Raw genomic sequence first — 21,981 nt, 5'->3', positions numbered from 1 at the left:
TTCAGTTTCCTTCGAAGACGGGCTTTTGCTTGGCCACGAAGGCCTCGTAGGCGCGGTGGAAGTCGCGCGTCTGCATGCAGATGGCCTGGGCCTCGGCTTCGGCCTCGATGGCCTCGTCCACGCCCATGTTCCATTCCTGGTGCAGCAGCTTCTTGGTCACGCCATGGGCAAAGGTGGGGCCGGCGGCCAGCTGGGCGGCCAGCGCGTGGGCGGCTTCGCTGATCTGCTCGGGGCTGTGCAATGCATTGAAGAAGCCCCAGGCAGCGCCCTCCTCGGCCGTCATGGCGCGGCCCGTGTACAGCAGCTCGGAGGCGCGGCCCTGGCCGATCATGCGCGGCAGCAGCGTGCAGGCGCCCATGTCGGCACCGGCCAGGCCTACGCGGGTGAAGAGAAACGCCGTGCGCGCCGCGGGCGTGCCCAGGCGCATGTCGGCCGCCAGCGCGACCATGGCGCCCGCGCCCGCGCAGATGCCGTCCACGGCCGCCACGATGGGCTGCGGGCAGGCGCGCATGGCCTTGATCAGGTCGCCCGTCATGCGCGTGAAGTCCAGCAGCTCGGGCATGCTCATCTTGGTGAGCGGGCCGATGATCTCGTGCACATCGCCGCCCGAGCAGAAATTGCCGCCCGCGCCCGTGACCACCACGGCCTTGATGTCGGTGGCATAGACCAGGGCGCGGAACAGGTCTCGCAGCTCGGCATAGGAGCCGAAGGTCAGCGGGTTCTTGCGCTCGGGCCGGTTCAGGGTGATGGTGCCGATCTTGCCGTCGGCCGATACCTGCCACACAAAGGTCCTGGCCTCGTAGCCGGCCAGGGGGCGCTTGTGGTGCTTCATGCTGTGTTCTTCGGGCTGGGTGCTCATGGTGTCTCCATCAAGAATTCAGAAAACGGGGGTGGACCGGGTTCAGCCGGTCATCACCTCGCCGCCATCGACGGCAATGGACTGGCCGTTGACCGAGGCGGACGCCGGCAGGGCCAGCCAGGCCACGGTCTCGGCCACTTCCTCGGGCTGGACCAGGCGGCCCTGCGGGTTGCGTTCGGCCAGCCTGGCGCGGGCCTCATCCGCAGTCATGCCGGTCTTGTCCACGATGTTGGCCACGGCGCCGCGCACGATGTCGGTCTCGGTATAGCCGGGGCAGACGGCGTTCACCGTCACGCCCTTGCCTGCGGTCTCCAGCGCCAGCGAGCGCGTGAGGCCGATCACGCCATGCTTGGCCGCGCAATAGGCGCTGACATAGGCATAGCCGATCAGCCCTGCCGTGCTGGCCACATTGATGATGCGGCCCCAGCGCGCAGCCAGCATGCCCGGCAGCGCGGCCTGCATGCAGTGGAAGGTGCCTGTGAGATTGACGGCCAGCATCGCCTGCCACAGTGCGGCATCGGTGCGCTCGAACTTCTGGCTGCTGGCCTGGCCTGCGTTGTTGACCAGCACCTGCACGGGGCCGAAGGCCGCCTCGGCCTGCGCGAAGGCCTGGCGCACCGAGGCCTCGTCGGCAATATCCGCCTGCACGGACTGCACCATCTGTGCTGCCGGTGCCGTGCCGCCCAGCTCGCGCACGGCAGCCTCCAGCGCCGCAACATCGCGTCCCAGCAGCGTGACCCGCGCGCCGCGCGCCAGCAGCGCCCGCGCGCAGGCCAGGCCTATGCCGCGCGCCCCGCCCGTCACCAGGGCATGGCGCCCTTCAAGAAGATTCAAAGATATGGTCATTTCAATCACCCGTGGCGATGCGAGCCACCCGCAACCTATGAAACCGGCGCGCCACACAGCGAGGGACGCCGAGGAAGGGCCGCCCCGCACCGACGGTGTCGTCCCCCTCCCGCGAAGCGAGAGAGGGGGAAGGCGCGAAGCGACTCAGGGGGTGTAGTTTCATTTCGCGTCCAACTGCGCCATGGCGGCGGCGCGTTCGAAGTTGGTTTCCAACTGGCGCTTGCCGGGCTGGTACTGCGGCGGCCAGTCCACATCGTGGGCGCCCAGGCGTGCGGCCTCGCGCAGCGTCCAGGCGGCATCGGCCAGGTGCGGACGCGCCAGCGCGCACAGGTCGGCCCGGCCCGAGGCGATGATGGCGTTGGCATGGTCGGCCTCGAAGATGGCGCCCACGGCAATGGTCGGTATGCCGGCCTCGTTGCGCACGCGGTCGGCAAACGGCGTCTGGTACATGCGGCCGTACACCGGCTTCTGGTCGGGGCTGACCTGGCCCGAGGAGCAGTCGATCATGTCGGCGCCCGCCGCCTTGAAGCGGCGTGCGATCTCCACCGCATCGTCGGGCGTGATGCCGCCCTCCACCCAGTCATGGGCCGAGATGCGCACCGACATGGGCCGGTCCTGCGGCCAGGCTGCGCGCACCGCCTCGAACACCTCCAGCGGAAAGCGCAGGCGGTTGTCCAGGCTGCCGCCATATTCGTCATCGCGCCGGTTGGTCAGCGGCGAGATGAAGCTGGACAGCAGATAGCCGTGCGCGCAGTGCAGCTCCAGCCAGTCAAAGCCCGCTGCCGCAGCGCGCCGCGTGGCGGCCACGAAGTCCTCGCGCACGCGGTCCATGTCGGCGCGGGTCATGGCGCGGGGCACTTGCGAGAGCCCCTCCAAGTACGGCAGTGCCGACGCCGACAGCAGCGGCCAGTTGCCCTGCTCCAGCGGATGGTCGATCTGCTGCCAGCCCAGTTGGGTGGAACCCTTGCGGCCCGCATGCCCCAGCTGCATACCAATGTGCGCCCCGCCCTGCGCGTGCACAAAATCAACGATGCGCGCAAAGGCCTGCGCCTGCTCGTCGTTCCACAGCCCGGGGCAGCCGGGCGTGATGCGCGCGTCGGGCGAGGTGCAGGTCATCTCCACCATCACCAGGCCCGCGCCGCCCATGGCGCGCGCGCCCAGGTGCACCAGGTGGAAGTCGCCAGGCACGCCGTCGGTGCAGGAATACATGGCCATGGGCGAGACCACGATGCGGTTCTTCAGCCGCAGGCCGCGCGCCTGGTAGGGCGTGAGCATGGGCATGGGCGGGCGGCGGCCTTCGGGCACGGTCTCGCCCGCATGCTCGGCAATCCAGCGCTCGAAGCCCTGCAGCCAGGCGGCATCGCGCAGGCGCAGGTTCTCGTGCGAGATGCGCTGCGAGCGCGTCAGCAGCGAATAGGCGAACTGCTCCGGCTCCAGGCCCGCATAGCGCTCCACGTTCTCGAACCATTCCGTGGAATTGCGCGCCGCGTTCTGAATCTTGAGCACCTCCACGCTGCGCACCTCCTCGTAGTGGCGCAGGCCGGCCTCGATGCCCCCCGCAGACCGCAGGCTGCGTGCCAGCTCGATCGCATCCTCCAGCGCCAGCTTGGTGCCCGAGCCAATCGAGAAATGCGCTGTGTGCGCCGCATCGCCCATCAGCACCACGGGCACGCTGCGCGGGCCGCGCGGCGTGTCCAGCGCATTCCAGTGCACCCAGGTATTGCAGATCACGCGCGGAAAGCGGATCCAGATGGCCGAGCCGCGCAGGTGCGTGGCATTGCTGACCAGGGCATGGCCGTCCAGCCAGGGGGCGAACAGTTTTTCGCAATAGGCAATGCCCTCTTGCTGGCTCATCTGCTCTATGCGGGCGGCCTGCCAGGTCTCCTCGGGCGTCTCCACGATGAAGGTGGACATGCCGTCTTCATAGCGGTAGGCATGGGCCTGGAACCAGCCGTGCTCGGTCTGCACGAAGGCGAAGGTGAAGGCATCGAACACCTTGGTCGTGCCCAGCCACACGAAGCGGCAGCGGCGCTGGTCGATATCGGGCCGAAAGGTATCGGCATAGCGCGTGCGCACCTGGCTGTTGATGCCGTCCGAGGCGATGACCAGGTCTGCGTCGTACTCGCGCGCCATCGCCTGGTCGTCCTGCACGAAGTTCTCGAACACCAGCTTCACGCCCACGTCCTCGCAGCGCGCCTGCAGGATGTTGAGCAGCTTCTTGCGGCCTATGCCGATGAAGCCATGGCCGCTGCTGCGCAGGCTTCGGCCCTTGAAGTGGATGTCGATATCGTCCCAGTGGTTGAAGGCGTCACCAATGGTGCGGGCCGACACCGGATCGGCCTCGCGCAGGTTGTCCATGGTGGCGTCCGAGAACACCACGCCCCAGCCAAAGGTGTCGTAGGGCCGGTTGCGCTCCACCACCGTGACCTCGTTGGCGGGGTCCTGCAGCTTCATCAGCAGGCCGAAGTACAGGCCGGCGGGACCTCCACCGATACAGACGATCTTCATACCGCAAACCCTTTTCTCGACGGGCGGCAGGCGCCCCAGGTTCAGCAACAGTGCCCAATCACTTTAGGCCTGAATAGTTTAGGTTTGAAATATATGGACAAACCGCCACCACGGACATGGGGAGAACACGGATATGCCACCGGCTCCCGTTACGATGCCAGCTCACCAGGAGACACCCGCTTGGAGAAATACCGCTTCAATGTCTTTGGCCGCATCATCGCCATCGAACGGGCAGACGCCCACTGGCGCTGCTTCAACCTGGGCGCGGACGGCAAGCGTGCCCCTGCCCTGCTGGCCATCCCCGCCGACGTGACCCACGCCGAACTGGCCCAGTACCTGTACGACATCTATCACGAGAGCGCAGCCGCATCGGACCAGGACATCTTCGAGATCACCTGACACCCGGCCCGCAGCGCCCCCCGCATTCCCAACCCCCTCTATCCGCCAAGGAGCCCCTCTTGTCCCAGCCAACCGAAGTCCGCGAACTGAAGCCGGGCCTCACCCCCTTCCCCGCCGCCGCCGACATCTTTGTGGCCGACCAGCCCTGGCTGGCAGAGCACCTGCTGCCGCTGATCTCCATCGACCTGGGCCTGGTGCGGCCCGAACTGGCCGGCACCGTGGTCCACATGCTGTGCCCCGTCGAGCCCTTCGAGGGCTGCATAGGCGATGAGACCGAAGCCCACCACAACGCCTTCACCGCCCCCAACTGGTTTGCGCTGGAACTGACGCCCGACAACCGCTACCGCTTCCTGGGCAACGAAGGCTTCTTCCAGCGCGCGCCGCAGCATGGCGGCCAGTTCACCAAGGACGCCTACGCCTGCGAGCACACCGACGAAATGCTGGCCAGCCACGCCAAGGCCAGTGCCTACTACGCCCAGCATGGCCGACTGGCCAGCTACTCGCGCTACGGCAAGGGCGAGCCCGTGGAGCAGGACTACCTGGACAGCCTGGGCGGCGGCATCTGGTACGGCAACTGGACCAGCCACCCGCCCATTCCCCCGGCCTTTCAGCTGGACGAGGCGGAGAACGCCGGCATGGGCGATGAACTGGAAGACGACGGCATCCGCATCACGCGCGACGGCAAGCCCTTCTTCCACGTGGCCAACGTGGCCGGCTACAACTGGTGCGCCACGGGCGCGGACAGCATCCTGCTGTTCTACGAGCCGGAAAGCCGCACGGCGCTGTTCACCTTCGACTGGACCTGAGCCGGCCGAGCAGCGCCGCTCAGACGCGCCCCGGCTCGGGCGTGACGATCAGATGCGCCAGCAGCGGGCGGATACGATCGTCCTGGTAGTAGCCGCCGTATTCCGTGTAGCGCAGAAAGGCGGCATTGCAATGGTGGCAGCGCCAGAGCGTGCAGCGGTTGTACGGGTGCCAGCCCAGGGCGATGGGGGCATCCGGTGACCACTGGTTCGTGCCCTGGGGGTGGTATTCATCAAGCAATTCCCGTGTCTCCGGCGTGCCCAGCGCACCAACCTGCTGCAGATGCGAAGTCTTGTCCGCCCCCGACAAGGACTCCCAGCCCGGCCTCCACAGCACAGCACAGTCCGTGCATCGCTGCTGCTCGGCCGCCGCTGCGGCGAAGGCTCTCAATTCGGGTTCGGCAAGGGGGGTTGAAGTTGTCATGAAACGGGGCCTCGGTTTCCATGGATTGTCCGGCAGGTTTGGGGGACGGGCTACCAGTGGAAAACATCTTGCTGTTCCACGAACCTGGAAACGCTACGGTACTCTTCACCACCGACTGAACATCACGATCAGCCATGGCCTTGCCCCGGCTAGTCGGCTGGCAGGCATGCCCGTGTCAATCCAGCGGCTCGGGGCAGCCAGCGGCGTTGCTCCCCTCCAGACAATCGAACGCCCTTTCGGCATAGGCCACCACTCTCGTCCATTCGCCAACTTGCATGTAGAAGCTGTTCGGCATGTCCGTGCCGTACGCCTCAAAGACGGCATTGATGGCATCCACCAACTGCCTCATCAGTGATGCCTCCTGCTCATCGAGAAGAATTTCACCGATCGCCATACGAGCATCACTGCCAAGATCCGTATCGTCAAAAATGAAATGTATGGCCAAATCAAGATGGTCGTATTGAACGTCTGCAGGGAAATCATGGTTCACCCAGGCTTTCATTTGATACTTCAAATCCTTGAGTTTCCTCAAATATCCGAGCAATTCCATTCTCATTTCAGGATATTTCAAGCGAGGCATCTCAATATCTTCCTATCCTGTTACCCGCCGATTGTGAGTAGCCCTGGAGCTTGTTATGCATTTTATAAAATCAATAAGATTTTATCCCCTTTATTAACTAGATTAACAATTAAATTAATGACAGCATTGAGATGAAAGTAACTTATAATACCCCGTCGGCAGCACCTTCACGATCTCTCCTGTAGATTCCAAATAAATCAAGGCTGATTTAATTGCATCATCAGCATATTGGTTTTTGAAATTAAATCCAATCGATTCAAAATAGAAGAATAATCTATTTGCGCTAAAAAAATCTCCATTCGACAGGAAATAATCATTTATATCAATAACCGTACCTTCATGAGAGAACTCATAACCACATCCATGCTTTTTAAATTCCCACTTATTCATCTCCTCATCAAAAACAAATCCGCTGCGAGGAAGAAATTCTATATTTGATAGCTTCACAAGATCACTATGGATTCTCATGAAAGAAAGATGTAGAATCTCCTGTTTTTCTACATATTTTTTTATGCCAAAAGCAATATTTTTGATAAGGGAATAATCTACCACAATCAATACCTTGTTCTATTTGAACGAGCAGCGGCGGCGTCTTGAGCCTGCCCCGGCAGCCGCATCGCCTGGTGGATGCCTTGCGGGTTGTACTCCTGCAGCACATTGCCCCAGGGGTCCAGCTTTGCAGCCCAGGCCACCTAGCCGGTCTGGTCCGTCGGCTGCTGAGCTGAGTGGTCTTCAATCTTTGGTCTTTACTGTGCTCATGTGGCCAGCAGTCATGCAGGTACTGATTTCTGTGGGAAATCCACAAGACGCTCTAGATAGCCGGATTCGGCACCTGTGCTTTTTTTATCTCATCCACCTTGCCATAATTGCCTTAATTTTTCCTCACGCGTAAGTACTTTGAGCTTATCGCATTAGTCATAATTTTTTCCATCAAGTTTATTGTGCTCGTCTGGCGCTTCGCCATCAAGACGAAAAATTCATAACATGCGTTAATCGCATGAAACATCTTTGTCGCTTATTCTTATGGCTCCCTCTTTAGCCGGTAGAATGCCTTCATCAGTCTGAGCCGAATATCTCCAGAATATTATTATTGGATTTTTCTTCAAAAGAAAGCAATCATTGTTTATTAATTTATTTATGTTGATCTCGCCGGATAATTCTCCCCCGGCAGGTATTATTTTTAAATCTGAATTGCTTCCAATTGGGATAAATAAGCCAATTGGTTTAAGCTCTTCTGAATCTGAGTAGGCGCTAAGATTTATCCCACGAATAAGGAGAGATGATGGAAGGGAGTCTTTTCTTAATTTAATATCCTTTGATGAGTTGTTTACAATATTTGTTTTTATTGAGTTTTTTTCCACTTTCAAGGTCAAAGAATATTCAATGATATTTTTATATTCCTTGGGCTCTCCATGAGATTCATGGGGAAGGAATATCAATATTATCATCTTGAACAAACACGTTGCAAGTCTATATTTAATTCGGGTAGGTGCCATGATGGACTTTCAGTAGTTCTTTCTTGGTAGTTCGTATCTCTGCTTCGATTCCGTATGAAGTGCATCCAACGGGAGGGTCCTTTAAAGCATTTTCTAGAATGGCTATTTCCAGTTCATGTGCTTTTCTTTCTGAGGCAAGACGGACTTGCTTATTACTTGTCCCAATTTGAGATATCCCTTTGTTTCCTTTGCATATATCTTTATTTGAATTTAATATGTCTTCTTTGTGAGAATTTTCGTGCGCAACGGTAGTGCCGAGAGCATTTTGACACTTTCCTACATTATTTGAGTTTATTTTCACTTCCTCATTATCACAATACACTGTGTTGAAATTGAGTGGATTCTCTGGATCTGGAGAATCTCTGGGATAAGTGATGTCCGACCTGACCCAATCGAGGCCCAATGGATCATAGCTTCTTATAGGATCATTGGCCCCGTAGCTAAAGACGTTGAATCCCCCCATCAACCCAATCGGATCCTGATTGATATAACTCCCCACCACCGGATCGTAGTACCGATGCCGGTTGTAATACAGCCCCGTTTCCCTGTCATGGTGCTGCCCCGGCAGCCGGATCGCCTGGTGGATGCCCTGCGGGTTGTATTCCTGCAGCACATTGCCCCAGGGGTCCAGCTTTGCGGCCCAGGCGACTAGCCCCCGTTGGTCGGTCAGGGCCATGGGTGTGCCCAGATGGTCGCAGTGGTAGTGGTGGATGGCGATGCGGGCGTGCTGTTCTTTTTCCTGTTCCTGCAGCTTTGCCTACATGCCGCTGAGCAGGCGCGTGGTGCTGTCTGCCTGTTCGCCCAGCATGGCCTGGGCGCCGGGCGGCAGGCCGTGGTCCAGGGTGTGGCGCAGGTGGCGGGCCGCGTCTTGCTGCATGTCGCGCGGCATGGCGTCGAGCATGGTTTGCATCAGGGCCAGGGCCGGCGCGTGGTTGGGGTCGTCCGGGTCAGGCAGGCCTGCGGCGATGGCTTGCACCAGCAGGTGGGGCTCGTCTTGGGGGTCGCCGCTGGCCGTGGTGCTCAGGCGCACCAGGGGCGTGAAGCTGCCCGGTTCGTAGATGGTGTGTTCTATGTGGCGGGTGTCGTCGCCATGCTGCAGGCGTTCGGTGTGGATGAGGCGGTCACCGTCCCAGCCGTAGTAGTGGGTGCGGGTGGATTCTGTGGAGTCCGCGCTTTCCACTTGCTGCTTCAGGCGCCTGCCCAGGGCGTCGTAGGTGTAGCGGCTGTGGTGGCGCAACTGCTCGGCGTTGCCCTGGATCTGGCTGTTGCGCACGGCGATGAGCTGGTGTGCTCCGTCGTAGTGCAGTTGCTGCTGGCTGTGGTCTGCATGCATTTGCGCAATGCGGTTGCCGCAGGGGTCGTAGCGCCAGACGCGGTCTTCGGTGAAGCCGATGCGGTTGTCTTCCCAGCGCTGCACGGGGCCTTGCCGCTGGCCTGCGAGGTGGCCTAGGCCCATGAGGTTGAAGTCGGTGCTTTGGCAGCGAGGATGGCGTGCGTATTCAAGCGTTTTTTGTAGGAGCGAGCTGAGGCAATCCTCTGACGGCAAGGGCATATCTCCTGAATCCACTTTACAAATCACTTGCAATCAAAATATTGTATTTCAGGTTTTAAATCAACCCCAAAAGCGTCCACCTCGACTAAACCAATTACAGACAACATCATCTATTTTTATAGCAGTTTTTGGGAATTACAAAGAATCCATTACTCTTGCGCTTGTAATCGGAATTTATAGTTATGAAATTATAGAACCAGAATATATATATATCCTCGTTTTCATTTTCCTTACTCATCTCACCAAGATAAGGGCTTATATTCACATTTCTTTCTACTAAATCTCCTTTTTTCAATCTTATCTCCTTTCCAGATCCATAATCAAAAAAGTCTTGCTTGATATTTTTTGGCTTATCCTTCCGAGCATAAGCATAATACCTAACCCCATAGTCACTTGGAGACCAGGGGGCAGCAAAATCATAAATAACCTTATCCGAATCTGTATTATTTCTTATGGCATGCCTTATATTGATAGATCCATTTTCTCCGCAATCAATGAAATTAACCTCAAGATCCACTTGAGATCTCGCTTGCAATGCGACGAAAATTAACAAGAAGAAAATTAGATAATTTTTCATGGATAATTTCCAGTGTCAACTTTGTTCTTGATTTGCCAGTCAATTATTCTCATCTTTGAGTTATATCTACTTTTGCAACTTGGAATAGTTTCATTTTCCGATTCTTGGCTCAAACATTGAATTTCTTTCTGCATTGCTCGTCTTTCCGAGTCAAGCCTTTTGACGTCATCGGAATTGGTGACAATTACCGATCCGGAATTATTGGCACATATGTTCTTGTTGAAATTCAGCGCATCATTTAAATGAGATTTTTCATGCTCTTCTGTGCATTTTTTTATCCCAGGACATTCTTCAAATTCAAGTTTCTGCACGAATATCTCTGGTGATTTTCCATCGCAAAATATTGTACTAATCCCCGATCCCAAGCTCTGAGGAGATCTCCCAATCGGATCGACTTGCCACTCAAGCCCAAGGGGATCTTGATATTTATTGGGTTTATTATCTGCATATACAGTCTTTATGATCCCCCCTCTAAGACCAATCGGATCCTGATTCACATAACTCCCCACCACCGGATCGTAATACCGATGCCGGTTGTAATACAGCCCCGTTTCCCTGTCATGGTGCTGTCCCGGCAGCCGGATCGCCTGGTGGATGCCTTGCGGGTTGTATTCCTGCAGCACATTGCCCCAGGGGTCCAGCTTGGCCGCCCAGGTGACTAGCCCCCGTTGGTCGGTCAGGGCCATGGGTGTGCCCAGGTGGTCGCAGTGGTAGTGGTGGATGGCGATGCGGGCTTGTTGTTCTTTTTCCTGTTCCTGCAGCTTTGCCTGCATGCCGCTGAGCAGGCGCGTGGTGCTGTCTGCCTGTTCGCCCAGCATGGCCTGGGCGCCGGGCGGCAGGCCGTGGTCCAGGGTGTGGCGCAGGTGGCGGGCCGCGTCTTGCTGCATGTCGCGCGGCATGGCGTCGAGCATGGTTTGCATCAGGGCCAGGGCCGGCGCGTGGTTGGGGTCGTCCGGGTCGGGCAGGCCTGCGGTGATGGCTTGCACCAGCAGGTGGGGTTGGTCTTGGGGGTCGCCGCTGGCCGTGGTGCTCAGGCGCACCAGGGGGGTGAAGCTGCCGGGTTCGTAGATGGTGTGCTCTATGTGGCGCGTGTCGCTGCCGTGCTGCAGGCGTTCGGTGTGGATGAGGCGGTCGCCGTCCCAGCCGTAGTAGTGGGTGCGGGTGGATTCTGTGGAGTCCGCGCTTTCGACCTGCTGCTTCAGGCGCCTGCCCAGGGCGTCGTAGGTGTAGCGGCTGTGGTGGCGCAACTGCTCGGCGTTGCCCTGGATCTGGCTGCTGCGCACGGCGATGAGTTGGTGTGCTCCGTCGTAGTGCAGTTGCTGCTGGCTGTGGTCTGCATGCATTTGCGCGATGCGGTTGCCGCAGGGGTCGTAGCGCCAGACGCGGTCTTCGGTGAAGCCGATGCGGTTGTCTTCCCAGCGCTGCACGGGGCCTTGCCGCTGGCCTGCAAGGTGGCCCAGGCCCATGAGGTTGAAGTCGGTGTGCCGCCAGTGGGCATGGACCTGGGCGGCCCAGCTGTCCTGGGTGTTCGTCTGGCCCGGTGCACCGGGTGCACCGAGTGCTGGCAGGCGGTTGCCGGCAGGGTCGATCTGCCAGCGGGCGGTGGTCTGGGGGTCCTGGCTGTCGGTGGCCGCTCTGAGGCGCCCGGCGCTGTCGTAGCCGTAGCGCAGCAGTTGTGCGGCCTGGCCCGGGGCGCCGGCCTGTTCGATGGCAACGAGCTGGCCCAGGCTGTCGTAGTGGTAGCGGCGGCCAAGGATCTGGCCGATGAGGGGCTGGACGAGGTGATCCCTGCCTTCCGTGCTTTGCAGGCCTGTGGTGCCCAGGGCCGTGAGGCGGCCCATGCTGTCCCATTGGCGTTGCACCTGCAGGGGGGGGTGTGCGTCTGCATCTGCTTCTGCTGCGGGAGTGGGTGGGTGCAGGCTGCGGCGGACTTCGCGGTGCAGGGCGTCGCGTTCGAAGTCGATGAGGCCGGCGCCGTTGAGCTGCAGTCCGTGCACATGGCCTGAGCCGTAGGTGAGCCAGGCGATCTTTCCCAGGCCTTGCAGCTGGCTGTGCTGGCGTGCGCCCAGCGCGTCCAGGCTGTGGGCGATGCGGTGTTCGTATTCGATCTGGTCTGCGCCGCCGCCCCCGTTGCTGTGCTTGCCGGGCCGGTACAGCTGCTGCACTTCTGCGGTGATGCGGCCCAGGGCATCGCGTTCCAGTGCTATGCGGCTTTGCAGTTGGGTGGTGTTCTCCGCGGTGTTCTCGACGGTGTGCTGCCAGACGCTGGCGACCATGAGGCGTCCGGCCGCATCCCATTCGTAGCGGTGGGTCTGGGCCGGCGCATGGGCCGTGGCGGGCAGCTGACGTTCGACCAATCTGCCGCCTTCGTCCCAGCGGTAGTGGCTGCTGCTTTGCCGTGCAGCGTTGCCGTCCGTGGCTTCCATGAGCTGGCCTGCCGCATCCCAGCGGTAGCGCTGCAGCCGCTGGTCAAACCCTTCTTCCTGCACGAGCCTGTCCAGCGTGTCCCAGGCAAAGCGGCTTTGGGCTCCGTTTTCGTTGACGAGACGCGTGAGGCGGCCGGCGCTGTCGTATTCGAAGGCCAGGGTGAGGCCACCATGTGTTCGCTGGACCAGCCTGCCCCAGAGGTCGTAGCGCAGGTGGATGCTGGGGTCGGCGGCCGGTGCAGCAGGGCTTTGCCCCCCCATGAGAGGGGTGAGCGGGGGCTGGGCCGGTTCGATGCGCGTGAGGTGGCCTGCGCTGTCGTAGTGGTAGCGCTCGATCTGGCCGTTGGGCAGTTCGCTGGCCACGATGCGGCCCTGGCCGTCGCGCTGGTGGCGTTGGCGCTGGCCCAGGGCGTTGCCCACTTCGATGAGCGCACCCCAGCGGTCGTAGTGGTAGTGCGTGCTGTGGCCCGAGCAGTCGGTGTAGCTGAGCAGTTGGCCCGCGTCGCTCCAGGCCAGCTGTTTGCTGCCGCCCTGGGCGTCTTCGATGCGCCGGGGGCTGTCGCAGGTGAGCGGCGCTTCCTGGGGGTCGGGGTAGTGGTAGCGCTCGGTGCTGCCGTCGGCCTGGGTGATCTGGGTGAGACGGCCCCAGGCGTCGTATTGGTAGCCGGTGGTGGCCCCTGCCGGGTCGGTGGAGGCGAGCAGGCGGCCCGTGGCTTCGTCGTGTTCCTGCTGGGTGCTGCGCCCATCGGGCAGTTGCACGCCGATGAGCCGGCCCTGTCCATCACGCCTGAGGTGGACGCTGCGGCCCAGCGGGTCGGTGCGCGAGGCAAGGCGGCCGAAGCTGTCGTAGCTTTGCAGCCAGCGGCTGCCGTCGGCCTTGTGGTGGGCGATGAGGCGCGACAGGCCCGCCGCACCTTCGAAGTAGTAGGTCTCGATGCGATCCAGGCTGTCGCTGACGCGGGTGGCCGCGCGCGGCTGGCCGTCCGGGCCCGGCGGTTGGCTGAGGTAGTCGAAGCGGTAGGACAGCCCTTCCTGGTTGCTGTGTTCGATGACGCGGGCGCCGGGCTGGGCGCTCTCGTAGCGGTAGCGGTGCCAGGGTCCGCTGGCATGGCGGTGGGCGCTGATGCGGTGGTGGTCCCATTCGAATTCGCGCACGAGCTGGCCTGCGCGGTCGTGGACGGTGATGAGATCGCCTGCACTGCTGTAGCCGTAGCGCACGAGCGTGATGGGGGTGGACAGGGGATGCAACGGGTCCTGCGTGAGGTCGACCCCGATGAGGCGCCAGCCATCGTCGGCGCCCCACAGTCCGTTCAGGCCCTGCGCGTCCTTGCCGCCGTGGATGCGCTGGTGCAGCAGGCGGTAGCGCCGGCCTGTGCCGTCGCTCAGCGAGACCAGGCGGCCTGCGGGCAGCGGTTCCGGACTGCCGTTGACGTCCGGGGCCGTGGTCTTGCCGTCGCTGTAGTGGTAGAGCTGGCGGCGTCCGAAGCGGTCGATCTGGGCCATGAGGCGCCAAGGGCCATCGACAGGTTCACCGGGCGCAGGACCAAAGCCCCAGAGGGTGTCGCCATCGCCGCTGAAGGCCAGGATGGCCTCGGGATTGCACGCCAGCGCCGCCTCCACATGCGACCAGCGCGGGTTCGCAGCCCAGGGCGCTGTGCCGCCGTCCGGCTCCGGGCTGCCGCCGCGCAGCAGCCAGATGTCTTCGCTGGCACTGTGCAGCTGGCCGCCCGGGGCCAGGGGCTGGTCGAAGGTGATGACGCGGCCGCTGGCGTCCAGCAGCAAGGTGGCCTCTTCCTGCAGGCGGATGCTGAGCTCCTGCAGCAGGTGCCAGCCATGGCCCAGCAGGCCGCAGGCCGCGCCGTGCTCGGGGTTGACGTAGCTGCTGTACTGGCGCTGCCAGGCCACGGGCAGCGCAGCCGATGGCAGGGCGAAGTCCAGGTCTTGTGCGCCCAGCAGGACCTTGGCGCCGAGCTGGGGGTTGACGGGGGAGCTGACGGTGATACCGCCCGGGCAGACGGAGCAGGCCAGGCCCCCCTGGCTGCCGATGAGCACGGTGCGCGAGCCGGTGACGATCTTGCCCTTGACGACGCTGTCGGTGATGCGGGCTGCGGGTTGGCCACTCATGCGAGGCTGCTCCTGGAGAGGTGAGAGAGAACGGGACGGCGGATGCAGAAGATGCGGGGAATGCAGGGGCTGCAGGACATGCGGGCCTCAGCAGTTGAGCCGGTCCATGGGCGAGAGGATCTGGATGTCGCCGGGCGTGATGCGGATGGTGCTTTCGCCGCAGGTCAGCAGGATTTCCTGCTGGGCTTCGAGCCGGATCTTGGCGGCATTGAGCTGGATGCTTTGTCCATCCATGGTGAGCTGCGAGGCCTTGCCACCTTCGCCTGCACCCCCACCACCGCCGCCATCGCCCCCACCGGGCGCCGTGATGTTCATGGCCATGCCGCCACCGGCGCCACCTCCCGCGCCACCGCCACCTCCGCCACCACCGCCCACGGTCAGCGAGTACTGCGAGCCCACTTCGGTGCTTTGCTTGCTGCCGACCTTGACCTGGCGCTCCTGCCCCACGGTGAGGCTCTGGTTCATGCCCACATGGGTCTGCATGGCCACGCCGATGTTTTCCATGTAGTTGACGCCGATGTTCATCATCTTCATCCCACCCACGTTCTGCATGTAGGCCATGCCTATGGTCTGGGTCTTGAGCAGGCCGACCGTGACGTGCCAGTTCTGGCCTATCTTGTCGGTCTCGGTCTTGCCGATGGTCTTGCTGCGGTTCTTGCCGATGGAGATGTTCTCGTCGATGCCAACGTCTTCATTGCGGTTGTCGCCGATGCTGATCTTCTCGTCGTGGTCCACCCGCTCCGTGCGGTTGTTGTGCACGGTGATGGTCTCGTCGCGGTCCACGGTCTCGGTGCGGTCGCGGTGGATGACGCTGGTCTCGTCCCGGTCCACCGTCTTGCGCCGGTCGTTGCCCACCCATTTGTCCTCGTCGTTCTCGACCTCGGTGAGCTGGTCCTTTTGCGCATGCAGCCACAGCTGTTCTTGCCCGGCCTTGTCCTCGAAGCGGATGGCGTTGGCGTCGCCCGGGCCGTTCTTCATGCCCGCGCCTGCGGCACCGCCCTTGCTCGACCGGGTCTTGATGCCCGATTGCGTGGCGTTGGCCGGCAGCGCCCAGGGCGGCATGTTGGCCGCGTTGTAGACGCAGCCCGTGACGATGGGATAGTCCGGGTCGCCGTTGAGGAAGTCCACCACCACCTCGTGCCCTATGCGCGGGATGGAGATGGCGCCAAAGCCTGGTCCTGCCCAGTTGGTGGCCACGCGGATCCAGCAGCTGGAGTTCTGGTCCTTGCTGCCCAGCCGGTCCCAGTGGAACTGCACCTTGATGCGGCCGTATTCGTCGGTCCAGATTTCTTCTCCGGCCGGACCCACGACGACAGCGGTCTGCGGTCCCGTGGTGCGCGGCTTGGGCGTGGTGCGCGGCGGCGTGAAGGCCAGGCTGGTGGGCTGGGCCTGCAGTTCGTAGCGCTGGAAGGAGCCGTCTTCGGCGGCGCTGCCCTTGGCGCCCGGGGCCACAGCGCTGACGCGGGGGTTCTCCTTGAGGTGGTAGCTCAGGCCCGTGATCAGGTACTGCCGGTTCTGGTCCCCGCGCGGGTAGTTGTAGAGGCTGAAGGTGTAGCCCGTGGCCAGCGCCCGGTGGCAGGACTGGCCCCGCACCCGGCTGTGGCCCGTGAGGCCTTGCTTCAGGCGCACGCGGATGTAGGCATCTCCGTCGCCGTACTCCGTGTAGCCGCCCGGCCATTCGTAGGTTTCATGGCCGTCGTGCGCATGGCCCGGTGGATCGCGGCGCATGTGGGACAGTTCGGCCCGGGGCTTTTTGAAGTCGTAGTCGTCGATGTAATGGCGGCCCGGCTTGATTTCCTGCTCCAACTGCCAGGCGTGGATGTTTTCCTGATCGCCTGCGGCGGCTTTTTCCGGGGGATAGAAGGGAATGGATTCACCACCGGGCAATGCGCCGTGCGAGGCAATGATGTCGTCGCACAGCACCAGGGTGTGTTCTCCCATGGCATGCGCGAAGTGGTAGTAGATGCCTTCGTGCTCCATCAATCGCGAGACGAAGTCGCAATCGCTTTCGTTGTATTGCACGCAGTAATCCCAACTGCGATAGGCGCGGGTGAGTTTCCTTTGCATTGGATGGCCATAGACGCCCAATACCTGCTCGACGATGTCGGGCACGTTGAGGTTCTGGAAGATGCGAAAGTCGCTCTTGCGCGTGGCCAGCCACAGCCAGGGGCTCAGGCGCGCCTTGTAGGCGTAGTGGCGGTGGTCCTGGCCCTGCATGCCGAAGCGGGTGACGATGCCGTCGATGAAGCGCCTGCCGCCGCCCTGGGTTTCTATTTCTATGGTGGCGTTTTTGCCCAATAGGACCTTGGGATCGATGCTTTCGTTTTCGCTGAGCATTTCCACATCGAGGCTGAAGAGCTGGCTGATGTTTTCCTGGCCGCGCAATTCACGTAAATGCAGTTCATCGCCCAATGGCGTATGGATGGTGACTCGGCGTGTCATTGTATGAACCGCCCTGGGGGCGGCCTCCCGTCTCTTGGTGAGCGGGGATCATAGACAAGCCGATGGCTATAGGGCAATCAAATGCAGGGTCAGATACATCCTGTAAATGTAAGCAATTTCCCATCTTGGATACAGGCATGTATTTGAATGGCATGCCACCCATTGATCTTCAACGCCATTCAACCCTCCATCGCGCCTTGAATTTCGCCTTGAACTGCGAATGCATTGCGCGTGCTCACACTCCCAAATACCGTTCCCACAGCGCTCTGTCCCCATCCAGCGCGGCCGAGTCTCCGCTCCATACGACCTTGCCGCGCTCCAGGATGAGGTGGCGGTCGGCCAGGCCCAGCAGGCGCTCCACGTATTTGTCGATGACCAGGATGGTCTGGCCAGCGGCGCGCAGCTGGGCCAGGCAGGACCAGATCTCTTCGCGGATGCGGGGGGCCAGGCCCTCGGTGGCTTCGTCCAGGATGAGCAGGCGCGGGTTGGTGACCAGGGCGCGGCCTATGGCCAGCATTTGCTGTTCACCGCCCGACAGTTGGTTGCCCATGTTGGAGGCGCGCTCGCCCAGGCGGGGGAACAGGGCGAACACGCGCTCGGGCGTCCAGGGCTCGGCCGCGCCGGGACTGCCCGAATTGCGATGGGCCACAAAGGCCGTCAGGTGCTCGCGCACCGTGAGGTTGGGAAAACACTGGCGGCCTTCGGGCACGATGGCCACGCCGGCGCGGGCGATGCGGTCGGTGGCCCAGCCGGCGATGTCCTGCCCGGCAAACACCATGCAGCCAGCGCGCAGGGGCAGCTGGCCCAGCAGCGTGCGAAGCAGCGTGGTCTTGCCCATGCCGTTGCGGCCCAGCAGGGTGACGACCTGGCCTGCCTCGATGCGCAGGTCCACGCCGAACAGCACCTGGCTGGGTCCGTAGCCGCTTTGCACGGCCTGCATTTCGAGCATCACGCGCCCTCCTTCACTTCTTCGTCTCCCAGGTAGGCCTGGCGCACATCGGCGTTGCCACGTATCTCGTCGGGCGTGCCGGTGGCGATGATGCGGCCGTAGACCAGCACGGAGATGCGGTCGGCCAGGCGGAACACGGCCTGCATGTCGTGCTCCACCAGCAGCATGGCGGCGCGGCCGCGCAGGGATTCGATCAGCTCGGTCAGGCGCAGTGTTTCATCAGGCCCCATGCCGGCCATGGGCTCGTCCAGCAGCAGCACGCCGGGCCGTGCGGCCAGGGCCAGCGCGAATTCCAGCTTGCGCTGCTCGCCATGCGGCAGCGTGCCTGCGGGGCGCTGCAGCAGGCTGGCGTCAATGGCGCATTCGCGCGCCAGCTCGCGGGCCTGCTCGTAGAGCGCGGTCTCGGCCGCGCGCGGGCGCCAGAAGCGGAAACTGCTGCCGGCATGCGCCTGCACGGCCAGCGCCAGGTTGTCCAGCACGCTGGACTGCTTGAAGATGTTCGTGATCTGAAAAGACCGCGACAGCCCCGCCGCCACGCGCTGGTGGGCGTTGAGCGCGCTCACGTCGCGCCCGGCTAGTGCCAGGGTGCCGGCGTCGGCCGCCAGCGTGCCGGACAGCAGATGGATGAGCGTGGACTTGCCCGCGCCATTGGGGCCGATCAGCGCATGGATCTCGCCAGGCGCCAGCGACAGCGAGACATGGTCGGTGGCCAGCAGCGCGCCAAAGCGGCGCACCAGGCCCTTGGCTTCCAGGGCCGGAGTGGGAATGGAGATAGGGGTGGCCGCGCCGCTCATGCCTGCCTCCCGCGTGCGGGCCACAGGCCCGTCAGGCCGCGCGGCGCACCGAACACCACGCACAGCAGCAGCAGGCCCAGCGGCAGGTGCCAGTACTCGGTCCACATGCGAAGCACTTCCTCCAGCGTCAGCATGACGACGGCGCCGGCCACGCCGCCCCAGCGCAGGCCCACGCCCCCCACCAGCACCATGATCAGCAGGTTGGCCGACTGGGTCCAGTGCATGAGGCTGGGGGAGATGAACAGGTTGTGGTTGGCCAGCAGCGCGCCTGCCAGCCCCGCCACCGCGCCGCTGAGAACGAAGGCCACGAGCTTCAGGCGGTAGACCGGGTAGCCCAGCGACTCCATGCGCGACTCGTTCTCGCGCACGCCCTGCAGCGCCTTGCCGAAGCGCGAATCCACCAGCCGCCCGAACACGGCCATCAGCACCGCGAACAGCGCCAGCACCACGTAGTAGAAGGACACATCGTGGCCCAGGTCCAGCCCGGGCAGAACGGAATGGCCGGGCAGGTTCAGCCCGTCCTCGCCGCCGTACTGGCGCAGCGAGATGAAGATATAGAACAGCATCTGCGCAAAGGCCAGCGTGATCATGATGAAGTACACGCCGCGCGTGCGCAGCGACACGGCGCCCGTGGCGGCGGCCAGCAGCCCGGCCAGCAGCGCGGCGGCAGGCCAGGCGACCAGGGCCGAGGTCACGCCGTTCATGGCCAGGATGCCCACCGCATAGGCCCCCGCACCGAAGAAGGCCGCATGCCCCAGCGCCACCATGCCGCCATAGCCCAGGATGAGGTTCAGGCTGGTGGCGGCCAGCGCGTAGATCAGCACCCGGCGCACGAAGGAGATGTAGAAGTCCAGCCCCAGCGCCGGAGCCACCAGCGGGAACACCGCCAGCGCCAGCAGCGCGAGTACGGTCCAGAAGAACCGGGCCTGGAACCTGCCTTGCAATGTGCTGTGTTCCATGCTCAGCCTCGCGCAGGGAAAAGGCCGGAAGGACGGTACACCAGCACCACCGCCATCAGCACGTAGATGGAAATCGCCGCCAGCGTGGGCCCCACGCTGGACGCCACGGCCGGGGAGAACACCTGGCGCAGCAGCATGGGCAGGAAGGCCCGCCCCGCCGTATCCACCATGCCCACCAGCAAGGCCCCCACCAGGGCGCCGCGTATGGAACCTATGCCGCCGATGACGATGCACACCAGCACCAGGATCAGGATGTCCTCGCCCATGCCCACCTGCACCGAGGTGATGGGCCCCAGCAGCGCGCCCGCCACCGCCGCCAGCATGGCGCCCAGCGTGAACACGCCCAGGAACAGCAGCGGCACGCGCACGCCCATCAGCGTGGCCATCTGGCGGTTGGAGGCGCCTGCCCGCACCAGCACGCCGGCGCGCGTGCGCGTCACGAACCAGTACAGGCCCAGCGCGGCGGCCAGGCCGAAGACGATGATCATCAGCCGGTAGGCCGGGTACATGAGATCGGGCAGCAACTGCACGGGCCCCGACAGCGCGGCCGGCATGTTCAGCATCACCGGCGCCGGGCCCCAGACCATCTTGACCAGGTCATTGGCAATGAGGATGACCGCATAGCTGCCCAGCACCTGGGCCAGATGGTCACGCACGGCAAGGCGCCGTATCAGCACCAGCTCCAGCACCACACCCGCCACGCCCGTAGCCACGGCCGCCACCAGCACGGCCACGGTGAACGAGCCCGTGCGCTGCATGGTCTCGGCCGCCACATAGGCGCCCGCCATGTACAGCGAGCCATGGGCCAGGTTCATGATGTCCATGATGCCGAACACCAGGGTCAGCCCGGCCGCGATCAGAAACAGCATCAGCCCGAACTGCAGGCCATTGAGCAATTGCTCCAAGAGCAGCGTCCACGTCATCCACACGCCCCCTGCCGCAGGCGCATCGGCCCGCGCGCGGTCAACAAATCATCCGGCTTTGAAAATCAAGATCAAGGCACGCCGCGCCCGACGGGGGCGCGGCGGCGGGGTCACATCTTGCAGTCGTTGACGTAGACGTCCTGGTACTTGTCGAACACCTTGCCCACCAGCTTATTGGTGATGCGGCCGCTGCCGTCCTTCTCGATCACGCGCTGGTAGTAGGCCTGGATGGGGTAGTGGTTCTTGCCGTACGTGAAGGGGCCGCGCACCGAGGCGTAGTCGGCCTTCTCCAGCGCCTTGACGATGGCCTGGCGGTCCGAGGCCTTGCCGCCGGCCTGCTTGACGGCCGCATCCATGGCCATGATCACGTCATACGCCTGGGCCGCGTAGACCGAGGGGTTGCGGCCCTTGTACTCCTTGCGGAAGGCCTCGACGAAGGCCTTGTTCTGCGGCACGTCCAGGTCATGCGCCCATTGCGCGGTGTTGACCATGCCCAGCATGGGCTCGCCCACGGCCTGGATCACGTCCTCGTCGGCCGAGAAGCCCGGGCCGATCAGCTTGACGCTTTGCGACAGCCCCGTGGACACGAACTGCTTGACGAAGTTGATGCCCATGCCGCCCGGCAGGAAGATGTAGACCGCATCGGGCTTGGCCGCGCGGATCTGGGCCAGCTCGGCCGCATAGTCGATCTGGCCCAGCTTGGTGTAGACCTCTTCGCCGGGCGCGGTCTTGTAGCCGCGCTTGAAGCCGACCAGCGCATCCTTGCCGGCCGGATAGTCGGGCGCCATGATGAACATCTTCTTGAAGCCACGGTCGGCCGCCAGCTTGCCGGCTGCCTCGTGGAAGGCATCGTTCTGGTAGGACGTGCCGAACCAGAACGCATTGCACTGCGCGCCCGCGAACTGGCTGGGGCCGGGATTGTTGGACAGGTAGGGCACCTTGGCGCCGAACAGCGCTGGGCCCACGGCCAGGGCCACGTTGGAGCCGATGGGGCCGGTGAAGAAATCCACCTTGTCGCGCTGTATGTAGCGCGTGACCAGCTGGCGCGCCTGGTCGGGGTTGCCGCCCATGTCGGTCTGCAGGAACTCGGCCGGCTGGCCGCCCAGCTTGCCGCCCAACTGCTTGATGGCGAGGTTGAAGCCATCGCGCGCCTCGGCGCCCAGCGCGGCAAACGGCCCGGAAATATCGTTGGCGATACCGACCTTGATGGTGTCCGCCTGCGCGAGCGCGGGAACAAAGGCAGGGGCCAGGGCCGCTGCGGCCAGGAAGGGGGTGAGGAAACGCATGCTGCTGTGCTCCTTGCGCGGGCCGCGCGGATGG

General features: G+C 62.8%; 17 protein-coding genes and 2 pseudogenes. 2 read left to right on the top strand and 17 right to left on the bottom strand.

Annotated features, from left to right (window positions below; genetic code table 11):
- Nucleotide 1 precedes the first annotated feature (1 nt).
- The 3 genes from G4D77_RS27985 to G4D77_RS27975 all read right to left on the bottom strand — a co-directional run bounded on the left by G4D77_RS27985 (nt 2) and on the right by G4D77_RS27975 (nt 4,213).
- Nucleotides 2-859: an enoyl-CoA hydratase family protein gene (locus tag G4D77_RS27985; RefSeq protein WP_043792445.1), complete on the bottom strand. Its 858-nt coding sequence runs from the start codon at nt 857-859 to the stop codon at nt 2-4.
- A gap of 42 nt (nt 860-901) precedes the next feature.
- The gene (locus tag G4D77_RS27980; protein ID WP_034400129.1) at nt 902-1,705 is read right to left on the bottom strand and encodes an SDR family NAD(P)-dependent oxidoreductase; all 804 of its coding nucleotides are present in this window, start codon (nt 1,703-1,705) and stop codon (nt 902-904) included.
- Nucleotides 1,706-1,864: 159 nt separating this feature from the next.
- Nucleotides 1,865-4,213: a bifunctional salicylyl-CoA 5-hydroxylase/oxidoreductase gene (locus tag G4D77_RS27975; RefSeq protein WP_154834047.1), complete on the bottom strand. Its 2,349-nt coding sequence runs from the start codon at nt 4,211-4,213 to the stop codon at nt 1,865-1,867.
- Nucleotides 4,214-4,393: 180 nt separating this feature from the next.
- Here G4D77_RS27975 and G4D77_RS27970 point away from each other — a divergent pair, with 180 nt between their 5' ends.
- Nucleotides 4,394-4,612, top strand: coding sequence for a DUF7661 family protein (locus tag G4D77_RS27970; RefSeq protein WP_154834046.1), 219 nt, complete (start codon nt 4,394-4,396; stop codon nt 4,610-4,612).
- Between the two features lie 59 nt (nt 4,613-4,671).
- Nucleotides 4,672-5,418: a hypothetical protein gene (locus G4D77_RS27965; protein WP_016450628.1), complete on the top strand. Its 747-nt coding sequence runs from the start codon at nt 4,672-4,674 to the stop codon at nt 5,416-5,418.
- 19 nt (nt 5,419-5,437) lie between these two features.
- Here the strand turns inward: G4D77_RS27965 and G4D77_RS27960 are convergent, their stop codons facing one another.
- The 14 genes and pseudogenes from G4D77_RS27960 to G4D77_RS27900 form a co-directional block, all read right to left on the bottom strand.
- Nucleotides 5,438-5,839: a hypothetical protein gene (locus G4D77_RS27960; RefSeq protein WP_046240940.1), complete on the bottom strand. Its 402-nt coding sequence runs from the start codon at nt 5,837-5,839 to the stop codon at nt 5,438-5,440.
- Between the two features lie 175 nt (nt 5,840-6,014).
- Entirely contained in the window at nt 6,015-6,419 is a 405-nt protein-coding gene (locus tag G4D77_RS27955; protein ID WP_154834045.1) for an SCO4402 family protein, read from the bottom strand.
- A gap of 114 nt (nt 6,420-6,533) precedes the next feature.
- Complete coding sequence (locus G4D77_RS27950) at nt 6,534-6,971, bottom strand: DUF6896 domain-containing protein (protein ID WP_154834044.1); 438 nt, start codon at nt 6,969-6,971, stop codon at nt 6,534-6,536.
- 5 nt (nt 6,972-6,976) lie between these two features.
- Nucleotides 6,977-7,129, bottom strand: a pseudogene (locus G4D77_RS31105) (RHS domain-containing protein); the annotation flags it as partial.
- A gap of 279 nt (nt 7,130-7,408) precedes the next feature.
- Complete coding sequence (locus tag G4D77_RS27945; protein ID WP_128422760.1) at nt 7,409-7,915, bottom strand: hypothetical protein; 507 nt, start codon at nt 7,913-7,915, stop codon at nt 7,409-7,411.
- Nucleotides 7,896-9,389 (bottom strand): annotated as a pseudogene (locus G4D77_RS27940) (RHS repeat-associated core domain-containing protein); the annotation flags it as partial. The gene G4D77_RS27945 and the pseudogene G4D77_RS27940, both read right to left, overlap by 20 nt.
- A 184-nt stretch (nt 9,390-9,573) precedes the next feature.
- Nucleotides 9,574-10,044, bottom strand: coding sequence for a hypothetical protein (locus tag G4D77_RS27935; RefSeq protein WP_128422682.1), 471 nt, complete (start codon nt 10,042-10,044; stop codon nt 9,574-9,576).
- Nucleotides 10,041-14,594, bottom strand: coding sequence for an RHS repeat-associated core domain-containing protein (locus tag G4D77_RS27930; RefSeq protein WP_250134242.1), 4,554 nt, complete (start codon nt 14,592-14,594; stop codon nt 10,041-10,043). Before G4D77_RS27930 ends, G4D77_RS27935 begins: the two co-directional genes overlap by 4 nt.
- Before the next feature lie 87 nt (nt 14,595-14,681).
- Nucleotides 14,682-17,036, bottom strand: coding sequence for a type VI secretion system Vgr family protein (locus G4D77_RS27925; protein WP_213757717.1), 2,355 nt, complete (start codon nt 17,034-17,036; stop codon nt 14,682-14,684).
- A gap of 235 nt (nt 17,037-17,271) precedes the next feature.
- Nucleotides 17,272-17,985: an ABC transporter ATP-binding protein gene (locus G4D77_RS27920; RefSeq protein ID WP_046240736.1), complete on the bottom strand. Its 714-nt coding sequence runs from the start codon at nt 17,983-17,985 to the stop codon at nt 17,272-17,274.
- The gene (locus G4D77_RS27915; protein ID WP_193615974.1) at nt 17,985-18,779 is read right to left on the bottom strand and encodes an ABC transporter ATP-binding protein; all 795 of its coding nucleotides are present in this window, start codon (nt 18,777-18,779) and stop codon (nt 17,985-17,987) included. The genes G4D77_RS27920 and G4D77_RS27915 overlap by 1 nt, the downstream gene beginning before the upstream one ends.
- A complete protein-coding gene (locus G4D77_RS27910; protein ID WP_227740976.1) occupies nt 18,776-19,738 on the bottom strand; it encodes a branched-chain amino acid ABC transporter permease in 963 nt (320 codons plus the stop codon). The genes G4D77_RS27915 and G4D77_RS27910 overlap by 4 nt, the downstream gene beginning before the upstream one ends.
- Before the next feature lie 2 nt (nt 19,739-19,740).
- On the bottom strand, nt 19,741-20,661 hold the full coding sequence (locus G4D77_RS27905; protein ID WP_154834040.1) for a branched-chain amino acid ABC transporter permease: 921 nt from the start codon (nt 20,659-20,661) through the stop codon (nt 19,741-19,743).
- A gap of 110 nt (nt 20,662-20,771) precedes the next feature.
- Complete coding sequence (locus G4D77_RS27900; RefSeq protein WP_016450648.1) at nt 20,772-21,947, bottom strand: ABC transporter substrate-binding protein; 1,176 nt, start codon at nt 21,945-21,947, stop codon at nt 20,772-20,774.
- Nucleotides 21,948-21,981 lie beyond the last annotated feature (34 nt).

Source organism: Delftia sp. WY8 (assembly GCF_018437695.1).
GTDB lineage: Bacteria > Pseudomonadota > Gammaproteobacteria > Burkholderiales > Burkholderiaceae_C > Comamonas > Comamonas tsuruhatensis.
The sequence above is the reverse complement of the archived record's forward strand: the minus strand, read 5'-3'. Positions and strand labels throughout refer to the sequence as shown.